Source organism: Sphingobacterium alimentarium (assembly GCF_004342685.1).
GTDB lineage: Bacteria > Bacteroidota > Bacteroidia > Sphingobacteriales > Sphingobacteriaceae > Sphingobacterium > Sphingobacterium alimentarium.
Genome location: NZ_SMBZ01000043.1, coordinates 1 through 16,140, shown reverse-complemented (window position 1 = coordinate 16,140; position 16,140 = coordinate 1). Strand labels below are relative to the sequence as shown.

General features: G+C 40.7%; 13 protein-coding genes. 8 read left to right on the top strand and 5 right to left on the bottom strand.

The genetic code is table 11. The features are described from left to right. Positions 1-7 precede the first annotated feature (7 nt). From dtd to ggt, 3 genes are all read left to right on the top strand, one after another. Entirely contained in the window at positions 8-466 is a 459-nt protein-coding gene (gene dtd / locus EDC17_RS13405) for a D-aminoacyl-tRNA deacylase (RefSeq protein WP_132778570.1), read from the top strand. A gap of 5 nt (positions 467-471) precedes the next feature. Further along, a complete protein-coding gene (locus EDC17_RS13400; RefSeq protein ID WP_132778569.1) occupies positions 472-798 on the top strand; it encodes a nucleotide pyrophosphohydrolase in 327 nt (108 codons plus the stop codon). 78 nt (positions 799-876) lie between these two features. Continuing rightward, entirely contained in the window at positions 877-2,574 is a 1,698-nt protein-coding gene (gene ggt / locus EDC17_RS13395) for a gamma-glutamyltransferase (protein ID WP_132778568.1), read from the top strand. A gap of 81 nt (positions 2,575-2,655) precedes the next feature. Here the strand turns inward: ggt and rmuC are convergent, their stop codons facing one another. Continuing rightward, on the bottom strand, positions 2,656-3,978 hold the full coding sequence (rmuC, locus tag EDC17_RS13390; protein WP_132778567.1) for a DNA recombination protein RmuC: 1,323 nt from the start codon (positions 3,976-3,978) through the stop codon (positions 2,656-2,658). Between the two features lie 89 nt (positions 3,979-4,067). Beyond that, complete coding sequence (locus tag EDC17_RS13385) at positions 4,068-5,255, bottom strand: formimidoylglutamase (RefSeq protein ID WP_132778566.1); 1,188 nt, start codon at positions 5,253-5,255, stop codon at positions 4,068-4,070. A 153-nt stretch (positions 5,256-5,408) separates the two neighbouring features. Here EDC17_RS13385 and EDC17_RS13380 point away from each other — a divergent pair, with 153 nt between their 5' ends. From EDC17_RS13380 to EDC17_RS13365, 4 genes are all read left to right on the top strand, one after another. Beyond that, a complete protein-coding gene (locus EDC17_RS13380) occupies positions 5,409-6,425 on the top strand; it encodes an SDR family NAD(P)-dependent oxidoreductase (protein WP_243646155.1) in 1,017 nt (338 codons plus the stop codon). A 5-nt stretch (positions 6,426-6,430) separates the two neighbouring features. After that, on the top strand, positions 6,431-7,726 hold the full coding sequence (locus EDC17_RS13375; protein WP_132778565.1) for an HAD-IB family phosphatase: 1,296 nt from the start codon (positions 6,431-6,433) through the stop codon (positions 7,724-7,726). 81 nt (positions 7,727-7,807) lie between these two features. Beyond that, complete coding sequence (locus EDC17_RS13370) at positions 7,808-9,556, top strand: DUF4091 domain-containing protein (RefSeq protein WP_132778564.1); 1,749 nt, start codon at positions 7,808-7,810, stop codon at positions 9,554-9,556. A 15-nt stretch (positions 9,557-9,571) separates the two neighbouring features. Continuing rightward, positions 9,572-10,414, top strand: coding sequence for a DUF2911 domain-containing protein (locus EDC17_RS13365; protein WP_132778563.1), 843 nt, complete (start codon positions 9,572-9,574; stop codon positions 10,412-10,414). A 40-nt stretch (positions 10,415-10,454) separates the two neighbouring features. Here EDC17_RS13365 and EDC17_RS13360 read toward each other — a convergent pair whose 3' ends face one another. The 3 genes from EDC17_RS13360 to cdaA form a co-directional block, all read right to left on the bottom strand. Beyond that, entirely contained in the window at positions 10,455-13,379 is a 2,925-nt protein-coding gene (locus EDC17_RS13360; RefSeq protein WP_132778562.1) for an FAD-binding and (Fe-S)-binding domain-containing protein, read from the bottom strand. A 1-nt stretch (position 13,380) separates the two neighbouring features. After that, positions 13,381-14,289: a DUF1338 domain-containing protein gene (locus EDC17_RS13355; RefSeq protein ID WP_132778561.1), complete on the bottom strand. Its 909-nt coding sequence runs from the start codon at positions 14,287-14,289 to the stop codon at positions 13,381-13,383. Between the two features lie 128 nt (positions 14,290-14,417). Continuing rightward, the gene (cdaA, locus tag EDC17_RS13350; RefSeq protein WP_132778560.1) at positions 14,418-15,212 is read right to left on the bottom strand and encodes a diadenylate cyclase CdaA; all 795 of its coding nucleotides are present in this window, start codon (positions 15,210-15,212) and stop codon (positions 14,418-14,420) included. A 106-nt stretch (positions 15,213-15,318) separates the two neighbouring features. On the opposite strand from cdaA, the gene EDC17_RS13345 reads away from it, so the two are divergent. After that, positions 15,319-16,038, top strand: coding sequence for a pyridoxine 5'-phosphate synthase (locus tag EDC17_RS13345; RefSeq protein WP_132778559.1), 720 nt, complete (start codon positions 15,319-15,321; stop codon positions 16,036-16,038). Positions 16,039-16,140: the final 102 nt, after the last annotated feature.

Below are 16,140 nucleotides of genomic sequence, written 5' to 3'. Positions count from 1 at the left end.
TTACCCTATGCGAGCAGTTATACAACGTGTCACCCATGCCTCATGCACTGTAGACAATCAGATTACAGGCATTATAGAAGATGGATTTTTAATATTATTGGGTGTTGAAGATGAGGATGCCAAAGAAGATATGGAATGGTTGGCTAATAAAATTGTCAACTTAAGGATTTTTTCGGATGAAAATGGACTGATGAATAAATCCATTCAGGATATAGGAGGCAATATTTTGTTAATTTCTCAATTTACGCTATTTGCCCAGACCAAAAAAGGCAATAGACCCTCCTTTATACGTGCCGCCAAGCCTGAGAAAGCCAAACCTATGTACCAAGAAATGGCACATTTGCTTAGCAGATTGCTTGATAAACAAGTGCAATTGGGCATCTTCGGCGCAGATATGAAAATTGATCTTCGCAACGACGGGCCTGTGACTATAATCATGAACACAAAAGATAAAGATAATTTTTAGAACTTATGACCATACAAGAAGCCCAACAAATCGTAGATAAATGGATCAAGACGACAGGTGTCCGCTATTTTAATGAGTTGACCAATACAGCTATGCTGATGGAAGAAGTCGGCGAAGTTGCCCGTATTATGGCGCGGCAATATGGGGAGCAGTCTTTCAAAAAGTCAGACGAAGAGGTCAACCTGGCGGATGAAATGGCCGATGTATTATTTGTGCTGATTTGTCTTGCCAATCAAACAGGCATTGATCTTACGGAAGCTTTGGAAAAGAATTTGGATAAAAAGACAAATCGCGATGCCGATCGGCATAAAAACAACGAAAAGTTGATATAATCCCTTGAATTATTATTCTGAATTCAATAATTCACCCTATTTCATTTATATTTGAGAAGTATATGTAACCTTAACCTTATGAAAAATCTAGTTTATTTCCTTTTTTTAGTTTTCATTAACTACAACTGTGTATCCCACAAAAACAGTTCACCTTATCAAAATACCAACAATGAGTACCAGAATGGCGCCGTAGTTACGGCACATCCCCTTGCCTCACGAGTTGGCGTAGATATTTTGAAAAAAGGTGGAAATGCAATTGATGCCGCGATAGCGGTGAAATTCGCCTTAGCGGTCGTTTATCCTAACGCTGGTAATTTGGGAGGTGGCGGATTCATGGTATTCCGCAGTAAGACTGGTGAAGTGAATTCCTTGGACTTTCGTGAAAAAGCTCCTGCCGCTGCGCACAAAGACATGTACCTCGATAAAGATGGCAATCCGATTACAGACTTAAGTTTATACGGACCGCTAGCAGCCGGTGTACCGGGCGCTGTAGCGGGAATGGATGAAGCCTTCAAAAAATACGGAACATTATCATGGGAAGCATTAATTCAACCCGCGATAGAATTGGCAGAAAAAGGGTTTGCCATTACAGCCATGCAAGCACGTGAATTCAATAGCTATAAGGAAAGATTTGTCAAATTCAACCCGAATGGCGCAGCCATCATCAAAGACGGCGAATGGAAGGAAGGCGATATCTTCGTTCAACAAGAATTGGCAGAAACCTTAAAACGTATCGCCACACAAGGTCGTGATGGATTTTACAAAGGCCAAACAGCTGATTATATTGTCGCAGAAATGAAGCGTGGTAACGGTATCATGACGCACAGTGATTTAGCAAATTATAAAGCGATTTGGCGTAAACCTATTGTGGGTGAATATAAAGGACATAAAATCATTTCAATGCCTCCCCCATCCAGTGGTGGTGTAGCGCTCTTGGCTTTATTACAATCTGTTGAAAAATATCCGTTGGCTCAATGGGGATTTCAGTCTGACAGCACCGTTCGCGCAATGGTCGAAGCCGAACGCCGTGTATATGCAGACAGAGCAACGCATTTGGGTGACCCTGATTTCTATCGTGTACCGGTCGAACACTTGACATCAGCAGCTTACAATCAATCTCGCATGGCGAATGTATCATTGGCTAAAGCAACAGATAGTGAAACGATCAAAGCAGGAAAATTTCCGGGCTATGAGTCAGAAGAAACAACACATTACAGCATTGTAGATAAGGATGGGAATGCGGTATCATTGACCACAACCATCAATGGCTCTTACGGCTCATTGGTATGGGTCGATGGCGCAGGCTTCTTGTTGAATAATGAGATGGATGACTTTTCTGTGAAACCAGGTGTACCTAATATGTATGGACTATTGGGTGGTAAAGCCAATTCGGTAGAGCCTGGCAAGCGCATGCTATCCGCTATGACCCCAACTATCGTGGAGAAGGATGGTCAATTGAAGATGGTAGTTGGTACTCCGGGAGGATCTACGATTATCACTTCTGTATTCCAGACGATAGTGAATGTTCTTGATTTTGGGATGGCAGCGCAAGAATCTGTAAGTGCACCACGCTTTCATCACCAATGGAAGCCAGACCGCATCGATGTAGAAAGCAAAGCTATTGACGAAAAAACACGCGCCAGCTTAGAAAAAGATGGCTACAAAATATACAAACGTGGCAATATCGGTCGAGTAGAAAATATTATTGTATTACCGAATGGAAAGAAGCAAACAGGCGCTGACCACCGCGGTGATGATACCGCAATGGGGTATTAAAAATATCGAAGTTTTGTAGACATTTTATAAAAATAGGTAGATGCTTTTAAGGAAGTAAATCTACCTATTTTCATTTATCAATTAAGACTCCAGATACCTATCATCAATTTGCTTATTCGCTTTTGCACCTAGCGATTTAAGATTTTCTACACGACGGACTACATTACCAGCCCCTGTCGACAACTTTTTCATGGCTTCATCATGTTTTTCGGAAGCTTTATGCAGATGAACTTGTATTTGTTGCATATCCGTCAGGAACCCAACAAATTTATCATACAGCGCACCCGCCTCGCGAGCTATCTCAAGCACATTGCGATTTTGTCGTTCTTGTTTCCACATAGAAGCAATCGTCCTAAGCGTAGCCAATAGCGTCGATGGGCTAACAATCACCACACGCCTATCCCACGCATCAGAAAACAATTCGGGCTTATGCATGACCGCAAGACTTAATGCCGATTCTATAGGCATAAACAACAACACAAAGTCTGGCGAATGAATGCCGTACAGACTGTGGTAATTCTTTGCAGAAAGTTCTTTCACGTGATTTTCGATGGATTGCACATGCATTTTTAGATGAGCAGCCATTTCCTCTTCCGTTTCAGCATTGATATAATTATCGTACGCCACCAAAGAAACTTTGGAATCTACAATTAGCTGCTTATCATCGGGCAAATCAATAATAGCATCCGGTTGTAAGCGACGACCAAATTCATCTTGCAAAGAAGCTTGCAAACGATATTCTTGATCTTTCGATAATCCCGAACGCTCCAGCACGCGCTCCAAAATCACTTCACCCCAATTGCCTTGCTTCTTTGAATCACCTTTGAGTGCTCGCGTCAAGTTGTTGGCTTCGTCTTTTATCTGGAGGCTTTGCTGCATCAATTGTTCCACCACCCCTTTCAGTACATTCCGCTCCGCGGACTCCTGCGCGTATGTTTTCTCTACCTTCTCTTCAAAAGTCTTTATCTTTTCTTTCAAAGGATCCAATATTACACCCAAATATTCCTGATTCAGAGCCGTAAATTTTTGGGTCTTTTCCTCCAAAATCTTATTCGCCAACACTTGAAATTCGGCATTAAATTGTGCTTTTGTACGTTCTATTTCTATTTTTTGATCTTCAAATTTCTCTTGTTGGGCTTGCAAATAAGCATTCGTTCCTTCGAGGGTTCGCTCCAATGCATTTCGCTCATTTTGCTCACGTTCGAGCATCTTCTTTAAGTTTTCTTTTTCTTGCAAGTGCACATCAGCCATTTGCTTTACTTTGGCATATTCAATATCCAGATCTTGCTTTTGCTGACGTAATTTCTCATATTCAGACTTAGTTACCGCTTTAGATTTTTGCAATAACAAATAGACCGAAAGCAGCGTTAGCCCAATAATTATAGCGATTAAGATCGTATCCATGTTTTCTCTTGATTAAAGTCCTGAAGCTGTTAGCGCTTGTATATTAGTTTTTTGACAAACAAAAAATGGTCTCAAAAGACCACTTTATATTATTGTAATTTCTGATGTGTTCTCCACCACAAGTCCGGCATTTCTCCCGCCACGGCCAATTGATAATCTTCGTATCGACATGGTACTAAATAGAAACGCTCATTCACGGATTTTGTACCGAAATAAGGCACCTGCATCCACCATCGATCGGATTTTTTACTCTTCACAAAAACCAATTCGTGGTCCTCGTTCTCTAAAGTCGTACGATAAATAATATACGCAGACTTCGGAATCAACGGCGCATCATTTTTACGATAGTAATAGCCATCAATGAAACACCAGATCATCTGTGAAACCAGCATGGCTGTTTGTTCCATCGGATCAAAAGTCGGATTAAACTCATAGAAGCCAATGGAGCTACACTTGTCAGACATACCGGCATATCGAGCCAATTGACAGGCTTCATCCCCAAATAAGCCATTCGGAACTGCGTTGGCATTACCCGGAGCCTCGGAGGCACGAATCGCACCAATATCAAAACTCACTATATCCGCAGCACGGATAATCGGTTCTGCTTGATCCAATTTGCCTGCGATCATGCCCACACGCTGTGCATTGAAAAACAGCTTGTCGTACATATTTATAGACTCTTTACTGACCAAATAGGTCTGATAGGCTACGTTATTAAGGTTGAACAAATAATCAGGCTGATGCAAGATCAGATGATTCAGATAAGTTTGAGAATTTAGCGGCATATCTTCTGAATGCTCTTGATCCAAATCAAATTTGGCATCAATCACAGCTACTTCTACACGCTGTTCCAACTCCTGATAGCCTCGGTATTGCGCATAAGTCAAGTCCTGGCCTCCACCGATGATAACAGGAACAATGTCCTTTTTCACTAACTCTTCCACGACGATTTTAAGCGCTGCATATGTATCACTTATGGACTCCCCTGCTTTGATATTTCCAAAATCAGCAATTTTTATTTTATAATCACCTTGATACAGGTCGTACAAATGCTTGCGTACCGCATCTGGCGCTTTGGAAGCACCTTTATTATTGACAGCTGCACGATCTTCTTCCACACCGATAATAGCAAGCTGAGGTCTTTGTTCCTCATCCTCCAGATTTAGAAATTCTTCTTTATAAATATGAATGACCTGTCCAAGTTGGGAGTTTAGATATTCCGTCTTGGATGTGAAATTGGATAAATCAACCGGTGAAAAAAAATCTGCTAATGACATAGTTGGAAATTATTAGTAACGAAATACAATATTTTGATCTCTCGCTATGCAAATATGCATTTATTCATCCAATTCATAAAACTTTTGCATGCAATCAAAGTAGATAAATACCATATAACTTTTGCTTTACATATCCTAAAAATCTATATTTGAATGGCTATAAAAACATTAAAAGGAAAGCAAGTGATATTAGTTACTGGAGGTACGGGTTTTTTAGGATCAACGCTTATAAAATTGTTAATTGAACAAGGTCATGCTGTATTAGCGACCAAGCGCTCCTCCTCTGCCATACCCGAAATGCTCAAATCCTCCTCCCTTATCGAATGGATTGATGCAGATGTAACGGATTACTTTGCGCTAGCGGACATTTTTGTCAATATCAATCAAGTGTACCACTGTGCAGCCAAAGTTTCTTACCAGAAAGAGGATTCCTACGAACTATTTCAAGTCAATGTCGAAGGTACGGCGCATATTGTCAATCTCTGTTTAGAACATCAGGCGCGATTGGTCCATGTGAGTTCGATTGCTGCATTAGGCTCCCGCAAAGATAATAAGCCAGTCAATGAAGCGGATAAGTGGGAGTATGACCCAAAAATGTCGAATTATGCACTTTCTAAATACAAATCCGAACTCGAGGTTTGGCGCGGAATTAATGAAGGTCTCGATGCAGTAATAGTAAATCCATCGGTCATAATGGGGCTGGGTTCGTATAAGAAAGGTTCAGGTGCAATCTTCGAACTTGTAAACAACGGCATCAAAATCTTTACGGGTGGCTCGGTAGGCATAGTGGATGTAGAAGATGTCACAAAAATCATGTTTCAACTGATGAATAGCGATATCAAAAGCGAACGCTTTATTCTCAATTCCGAAAATATCAGCAACAAAGAACTTCTTTATCGAATTGCTCAATTGATCGATAAGAAACCTCCCACCCTGAAAGCCAACAACTTGATGCTATCCTCCGCTTGGCGCATGGCTAAAGTCCTATCCTTAATGACAGGCAAAAAACCGGTCATCACGGAGGAATCGGTGCAGGCGGCAGCCTCCCTATTGGCTTTTTCCAATGAGAAGATCACCAAAGCCATCAATTACTCTTTCAAACCTTTGAATCATACCTTGCAAGAAATTGCAAATACATATTATAAAAACGACAGAACACAAACAATCTAAACACCGTGAAAAATTATTACATCATTGATTTCGACAGTACGTTCACACAAGTGGAAGCATTGGACGAACTAGCTCGTATATCATTAGAAGGTAGCCCTGACCAAGAGAAAGTATACAAAGAAATCGAACGGTATACCAACTTGGCAATGGAAGGAAAAATTTCTTTCCGCGAGAGTCTTGCAGGAAGAATTTCTCTTCTCAAAGCAAACAAAAGCCACTTACAAAAGCTTATAAAGCACTTAAAGAAGAAGGTATCCAAGTCTTTTGATAGAAATAGGGAATTTTTCAAGCAGAATGCTGATACAGCATGGATTGTTTCGGGCGGATTTAAGGAATTTATTATTCCTGTGGTATCACCTTACGGCATATTGGAAGAGAATATTTACGCCAACACCTTTAAATTCGACGAGCAGGGCTATATCATCGGATACGATGACACCAACCCGCTGTCTGACGAAGGTGGAAAGGTTAAATTGCTGAAAGATTTAAATATTCAAGGTAAAATATACGGTATAGGCGACGGATATTCGGATTTTCAGTTGAAAGAATCCGGATTGATCGAGAAATTTTTTGCCTTCACCGAAAATATTTCGCGAAAAAGCGTAACCGACAAAGCGGATCACGTCACACCGAGTTTTGACGAATTCTTGTACGTAAATCAATTGCCATCCGCTATTTCGTATCCTAAAAATCGTATTCTGTGCCTTATCGTTGGAGATGTACCCGAAATCGCTATAGATATCTTGAAGCGTGACGGTTTTTCAATTCGTGTGAAAGATACGTTTGAGGAGAAATATACAAGCGATGTCGGCATGTTGCTATTAGGTAAGGGCGTGAAAGTCACTAATGAGCAATTGTCACGCGCTGACAAATTGAAAACACTAGGTTATTTGGGTGACGTAAAAGGAAATGTTAGCAGAAGCTTGTGTACCGAAAAAGGTATTGTGATTTTTGATGATAAGAAAGAAAAGTCTACCAATTCGGAATTCGTACCGCGCCGTATGGCAGAGTTTATCAATAATGGAGACACTGATCAAAGCCGGAATTTCCCGCATTTGATATTGCCAAAAAAATTAAAAGGCCATCGTCTTCTCCACATTCACAAAAATGTACCCGGTATCCTCGCTAGAATCAACAATATCTACGCAGACAACCAAATCAATATATTATCTCAATTTTTGATGACAAGAGGTGATATTGGTTATGTAGTGACGGACATTGATTCCAACTATGACAAATCACTCATCAAACAATTAAAACAAATCGAAAACACAATAAAATTTAGAATTCTATATAAATAATAATAATAAAGGCTTTCAAATGAAAGCCTTTATTATTATACAAGCGATATATTTTGTATTTTCAGTATCAAATTATAAACTATGAAAAAATTATGTGTTTTGATGCTGATCCTTTTGAGTGTAAACAGTTTTGCACAAGTCAAAGAACCTGTAGACCCAAAGAAACAACAGGCAGATCAATCAGCTTGGCAGAATTTAAATCAAGACATCAATTTTCACTTTGTTGACAGCGACTTCAGTCTGTCCAAACATAATGTACCGGATGCCAAAGATATCCACAAACAGTGGAATGTGACAGCCTGGAGAGGAGAAACGATAAATACGCAATTGGCACTTTGGACACAATATAGCAAATTCAACAATTCTACGATAACATTGTCCGCAACTGATTTAAAATCAAATAATCATAGCATAGCCAATAATCATATTCAATTCACCCCCATAGCTTTCGTAATCAGTGACGATCCTTCGCAGCTCAAGTCAGGCTGTGGTATCAATGTCATATTGGATTCGACACTGGTGGCGGATAGAATTACGAATACTTCTACTATTACTTTTCAGAGTCACGAAGTCAGACCCTTGTGGTTAAGTATAGCCATTCCGCAGGATACCAAACCCGGAACATACAGCGGACAGCTTCTGGTGACTATCAAATCTACTGTAGAGACAAAAAAAATATCCCTGCCTTATACCCTTGAGATTACAAATCAGACGCTACAGCAACCAAAAGATTGGGATTTCCATTTAGATCTATGGCAAAATCCATATTCCTCGGCACGGTATTATGAGCTTGAAGCCTTTTCTACAGCCCATTTGGACAAAATCAGACCGCATATGCAACGTTTAGCTGATGCAGGACAAAAAAATATAACCACTACATTGATTTACGACCCTTGGAATAGCCAAACGTATGATAAATATGACGCCATGATTCGTTGGGTGAAGAGAAAGGACGGCACTTGGAGGTACGATTATACACTATTTGACAAATGGGTAGAATACATGCACAGCATTGGTGTACACGATTACATCAACTGTTACAGCATGATTCCATGGAATCTTTCATTTTATTATTTTGATGAATCCACGCAAAAGCGAGAAGTATTAAAAGCCAAACCCGGAGAGCAAGCCTACGAAGACCATTGGTATCCATTCTTGAAAGATTTTGCTGCGCACCTGAAGAAAAAAGGTTGGTTTGGCAAGACAACTATCGCCATGGACGAAAGACCAATGAAAGATATGCAAGAAGCCACACGTATCATAAAAAAAGCAGATCCTAACTTTCAGATTTCTTTAGCAGGATATTACCACCCTGAATTATCGGATGACATTATTGACTATGCTATTCCATTTTACGACACGATGGCTCCAGAGATCTTAGCATCCCGCAAAGCCAAGGGCTACAAAACCACCGCATATACCTGCTGTAATGAGATTTATCCGAACACTTTCACAAGTTCTGGCTATTATGAACCGATCTACCTGATGGTCAACACCCTGCAACGTGGTTTTGATGGTTATTTACGATGGGCCTTTGATTGTTGGAATGCAAATCCAAATATGGACAGCCGCTTTGGGACATGGCCCGGAGGAGATACGTACCTTATTTATCCCGAAAATGAAACAAGTATTCGTTTTGAAAAACTTCGTGAAGGTATCCAGACTGTCGAAAAGATCAATGCGCTGCGGACGCAGCTCAGCAAAGAAGGAAAGACAGAGCAGCTAAATAAATTAGAAACTGAATTACAAAAATTCAGTAACAAGAATATTAATCGAGATTTAATACCTATGCAGGTCAAAAGCCTAAAAAATTTATTAAATTCACTGTAAAAATTAAACAACAACATGAGAAAAACACTTTTATCAATAGCAACGGTAGCCTTACTACTTGTAGGAACAGAAATGAGCCAAGCTCAGGTCAAATTACCACCCGCAAGTAGCACTTCGACCATAACGCAAGGTCTAGGAATTAAGAACATTTCGCTTAGCTACCAACGTCCAAATATGAATGGACGCAAGATATTTGGTGCTCTTGTGCCTTATAATGAAGTGTGGCGTACTGGAGCAAACAATATTCCATCTATCACCTTCGAAGAAGAAGTATCCATTGAAGGTAATGCAGTGCCCGCTGGTACGTATGGTATCTTCACCATCCCTGCACAGAATGAGTGGACGGTAATATTGAGCAAAAACCCTAAACAATGGGGTTCTTACCAATACAAGCAAGAAGAGGATTTTTTACGTTTCAAAGTAAAGCCGCAGTCAATAGCGAATCCGGTAGAAACATTTACTATTTCTTTTGAGGATGTCACTCCAAAGTCAACGCATGTTTCCTTAGCTTGGGAAAAAACAAAAGTAGGTTTCACGATCAAAACAGATCAGTCCAAAGAGATCTTGGCGAGCATTGATCAGGCGATGCAAGGCGAGCGCAAGCCTTATTTTCAAGCGGCACAATATTATTTCACCAACAATCTAGACATCAAAAAAGCTGCTGAATGGGCGAAATTGGCCGATGAAGGAAATACAGGTGCGCCACATATTAAATATTGGAAATCACGTATTCTTGCCAAAGCAGGTGATAAAGCGGGAGCGCGTAAAGCAGCTGAAGAAGGAATTGAAATGGCTACAAAATCAAATAATACCGAATACGTTAAGTTAAACACGGATGCATTAAATGCCGTGAAATAATTGGACATACCAGAAAAAATAAAGCCTACAAATGTAGGCTTTATTTTTTCAATGCATTATACAATACTTCCACCGGGTGGATTGCTGATTCCTGCGTACCATCTTTGATTTGATGGCGACAACTACCGCCAGTAGCCACGACAAGCGTATCTTTTTCCTTGCTTCTGACTTTAGGGAACAATACCAATTCGCCGATTTGCATCGAAATAGCATAATGCTCCTTCTCATAACCAAAGGATCCTGCCATTCCACAACATCCTGAAGGCACTATATCCACTTCATATCCCTTGGGGAATGCCAATAAAGAGGCTGCCGGCTGTTGAAGTTTCCACGCTTTCTGTTGGCAATGCGTATGCAATAATATTTTTTGTGGCTTATCGACAAACATCTCTTGGTCTATATTGCCCAATTGTATTTCTTTCCATAGAAACTCCTCGATGACCATCGAATAGGGAGCCATTAGGCGAGCATCGCCTTCCAACGCCTCATCGACTAAGTCAACGTATTCATCCCTAAAGCATAAGATGGCCGAGGGTTCTACTCCTACCAATGCCACCTCCTCTGATAAACGAGAAGAAAATATTTTGACATTTTTGTTGGCTAGTTTACGCGCTTCGCGCAACATGCCCTTGGACATTAAGGCTCTTCCACTCACTGCATGGTCGACAACCAAGACTTCATATCCCAAAGATTCGAGCAATAAAATAGCCTTCTTTCCCAACTCCACATCATTATAATTCGTAAACTCATCACAGAAGAAATAAACCTCCTTGATCGGTTTTCTGTCTGTCCAAAGCGGTTTATCACGTTGGACAAACCATTTACGCAAAGACTGACTGGCAACTTGTGGGATAGTTCGGCGCTCATCAAATCCCAACATTTTCTTTACGAGATTACTTGTGAGCGGATTTGATGTCGTAAAATTATAAATACCAGGAATATAAGACATCAATGCGGTCAGCTGATCCACCATACCTATCATGCGCGTGCGTATTGGAAGGCCATTCGCATCATGATATGCTTGCAGAAAATCTGCTTTTACCTTGGCCATGTCCACACTGGATGGACATTCGATCTTACATCCTTTACAACTCAAACACAAATCCATTACTTCCTTGATCTCGGGATGATCAAATGGGTTTTCTTTGCTGGAATTGGTCAAAAATTCACGTAAAATATTGGCTCTGGCACGCGTCGTATCGTGTTCATTGCGCGTAGCCATATAGGAAGGACACATTGTCCCTTGAGACAATTCGGTTTTGCGACAATCGCCCGAGCCATTGCATTGCTCGACATGCTGCAATATATTTTGTCCCTTATAGCGGAACGTAGACTTTATTTCTCGCGTTTCTACGCCTGATTCATAGCGCAGAAAAGTATTCATGGAAGGCGTATCGACGATTTTTCCCGGATTGAAAATTCTTTTAGGATCCCAGGTATCTTTGACTTCCTTAAGGAGTTGGTAATTATGCTCACCGATCATATAGGCAATGAATTCTCCGCGAAGACGACCGTCTCCATGTTCTCCACTCAACGAACCCCTATACTTTTTGACAAGCTTAGCAATTTCGAAGGCTATATCCCAAAATAACTGATTGCCGGCTTTGGTCTTCAGATTAATAATAGGTCGTAGATGGAGTTCACCCGTGGCAGCGTGAGCATAATGTACGGAGTACAGATTATACTTCTTCAGAATTTCATTAAATTCAGCGATATAAGCTGGCAAATCCGCCACATCCACAGCGGTATCTTCGATTACGGCTACTGGTTTTTCGTCCGTAGGTGTATTGCTAAGCAATCCTAATCCCGCCTTGCGTAGATCCCAAACTTTCTTTTTGTCTGCGCCTACAATCAGTGGAAAATAATAGCCATATCCTGCTGCCCGTATATCGTCTTCTACTGCAGCCACTTTTTGTTGCAACTCTACCTCTGACTGAGCATCATATTCGATGATAAGAATGGCTTTGGGGTTGCCCTGCACAAAAAAACGATTCTGCTGCTGCTCAAGATTATTCTCTGTACATGCTAAGATATAATCATCCATGAGCTCACTCACCAAAGGCTTGTGCTGCAAGGCAATGAGATTAGCACGCAGCGCATCATCTAAGGACGCGAAATGTGCGCACAACAAACCCGAGGGTCTATTGGAAAGTTTATTTACATGGAGCTTGATAGCGGTAATAAACAGTAATGTACCTTCAGAACCACAGATAAGTTTTGAGAAATTGAACTTCTCTCCTCCTGCCGTAAACGGGTCCGTCTCCAAAAGTATATCTATCGCATAACCTGTATTCCGTCGCTCGACTGATTTTTTAGGAAATTCTTTTCGAATCTCCTCCTGATTATTATAGTCACCCAATAAGGTGCGAATATGACGGTACAAGTCGCCTTCCAAGCCAGGATTTTCACATTTAGTGATAAATTCCTCAAAGCTCAAATCCGAGAAAGACACCTTAGTTCCATCCGACAAATAACCTTCGATTTCAAGTGTATGCTCACGCGTACTTTTGTAAATCAACGAATTGGACCCACAGGAATTATTGCCCACCATCCCACCGATCATAGCCCGATTGGCAGTAGACGTCTCGGGTCCAAAGTACAGTTCATAAGGACGTAGAAATAGGTTGAGTTCATCGCGAATCACACCGGGTTGCACGCGCACCCATTGTTCTTCCTTATTTACTTCCAGTATTCGGGTGAAATGCTTCGATACATCGACCACAATGCCGCTTCCTACGACTTGCCCTGCCAGCGAAGTCCCCGCTGTCCGAGGAATTAAGGAGGTATTATTTTCTTGGACAAAGGCAATTAACAGACGAATATCTTCTTCGGTCTTAGGAATAGCCACGGCGAGTGGTATTTCACGATACGCAGATGCGTCGGTTGCATACAACAGACGCATCTTCATATCGAAAAAAAGATCGCCCGAAAGCGATTCTTTTAATTCCTGCAACTTCTCTTCCACTTTACGATCCCTTTATTTGTGTAGTGTATGTACTTTCAAAGATTTTGTCAGCATTATTGGTTTCAAACCCATCGCGGCGATGTTTTGAAGTAATCTCTTCTTTTGGTAAATCCTTATAGGCCGGTAATACGGAGCGCTCGGCAAATTCGACGTAGCTGCCCGCTATTTCTAAAACCTTGCCTTCGGCAAATGAGGCATTATACAAGGCAGATACCGTACTGCTTTGACGCAATAGGCCGTCTTCACTTGTTTTAATTACTCCTCCGGAGTTGTTCAACTTCACACCAATGCTTAACAAGAAATCATTAAATTCCTCCAAAGTATTGTAGCCGTCTTTCAACTCATGAATACTGATTGTATAATGATTCAGGTAATAGCGATTGTAGATCACCCAAGCTGCGTACTCACTCTCTTTAAGCAAGGTCTGATATTCTTCAGACGTGGGCAAATCCCATAACGGTTTTTGTAGAAATGCAGCTGCTTCTTTGCCATTGCTGAGGTCTATATCATCAACAGGATCTGAGGTGATTGGAGCAGTATATTTATTGATAATAGCTTGTGCCTCTGGACTTAATTCATGAACACGCAATTCCGAAACAAAGATTCTTGGATAACCCTCGGAAGGAGGTGCAAACCAATAGGCATCGAGTTTTTTACCTTCAAAATAAAAATAATCACGCTTCGTATAGCCATACGTCAAGAAAATTTTCTCAAAAGAGGCTATTCCTAAATTTGGAACACCAAGCGTACGAAAAGCGATATGATCATTCACAATGTCATCTTGTGAATTTACAACTCCTTTTTCCAATAAAGCATTTGTGATCTTATCAACATCTGCGACATTTTTACGATAATGCTCGAACAAATCGTTTAAAACAATGTCTAAAGGATTATTTTCTTCAAAATGCATGACATCAAATTTTAGTGTTTATATACAGGTAAATTTAATAAAAACAATTTGATATTTGTACGCAGAAAATTAAAATTACTCGAACATTATTCGGATAAAAAGATAATTAGGAAAATATAATTCAAAATTTAAAGTTCATCCTTCAATAATTGTTCTAATTCTTCGGCGCTAAGGTTCATATTAATATTTCCATCTTTGGCAAAGGAAATCTCACCAGTCTCTTCAGATACTATGACCGCTACAGACTCCGAAACTTCTGTCACTCCGATAGCAGCACGGTGACGCAACCCAAATTGCGGAGGCAAATCCTCACTGTCGGATAGCGGCAATACACAGCTTGCTGTCATCACCCTAAAATCTACGATAACTACAGCACCATCGTGCAAAGGACTATTTTTGAAGAAAATACTTTCCAGCAATCTCTTCGAAAGCGGTGCGTCAATATATTCTCCACTGGATTGGTAATATTCTTCATCAAAGTGTCTCGAAAAAACAAGTAACGCGCCGGTACGCGCCTTGGACATGCTCCTGCATGCATCTACAATAATCCGAATCTGCTCGGAATGATCCTCGTTTGCGGTACGTTTGTTTCCGATGAAGCTGAGAAAAAATTTCTTGCGTCGAAGGGAGATATTCTTACCGATATGCAATAAAAATCGGCGTATTTCTTGCTGGAATACGACTATAAGAGCGATAGATCCTACAGAGATAAAGCCACCGAATATTTCGGTCAAAAGACGCATCTCCAATTGCTTCACCACGAGATAAATCCCATAGAATAAACCCACACCCAAGAGAATATTAACCGCTATCGTTCCTTTGATCAGACTGTACACATAATAAATGATTACAGCCACCAAAAGGATATCGATAATATCCAGCAACCTAAACCCATCTAAGATATTGAAGCTTATTCCGTCCATTTACTATGCAATTTATAAAAATTATGGGAGTAATTATTCCTTCAACCGGGCAAATGATAAACTTTCTTTACATTTGTAAAGATAACATCTTACAAAAATCGCAGATATGACTAGACTTTCTGTAAATATTAACAAAATCGCTACTTTACGTAATTCACGTGGAGGTAATGTTCCTAATCTGGTGGCTGCCGCTTTAGCATGCGAACGCTTTGGCGCTGAGGGAATAACTGTTCACCCTCGTCCTGACGAACGTCATATCCGCTATAAAGATGTCTTTGACCTCAAGGCGGAAATCAAAACAGAATTTAATATCGAAGGAAATTGCCAAGAGCAGAAATTTGTGGAATTGGTACTTGCCAATAAGCCTGCACAAGTCACACTTGTACCTGATGCGCTGGGTCAATTGACGTCCAATCATGGCTGGGACACCATTAAAAACAAAACATATCTACAAGAAATGGTGAAAGTCTTCAAAGACGAAGGCATTCGCGTTTCCATATTTGTCGACCCAGTAGAAGATATGGTCGAAGCCGCTGCCGAAACGGGTACAGACCGAATCGAGTTATATACTGAAGGTTATGCAGCAGAGTTTGGTTTTGACAAAAACCAAGCAATCGAACCTTATTTCAAAGCTGCTGTCAAAGCACGTGAAGTAGGGCTTGGGTTGAACGCAGGCCATGATTTAGATTTAAATAACCTAGCTTATTTTAATCAGCATATTCCAGACCTTATGGAGGTTAGTATTGGACATGCCTTAATTTCAGACGCATTGTATTTGGGACTAGAAGAAACTATTAAACGCTATTTAGCTGCGCTGAAAGCATAATAATAACGATAATCGAGTAGGAAGATAGGGATTATTTCCCTATCTGTCCTCTCACACCACCCGGCATACGGATCCGTACCAAGGCGGTTTGTTAGAATAACG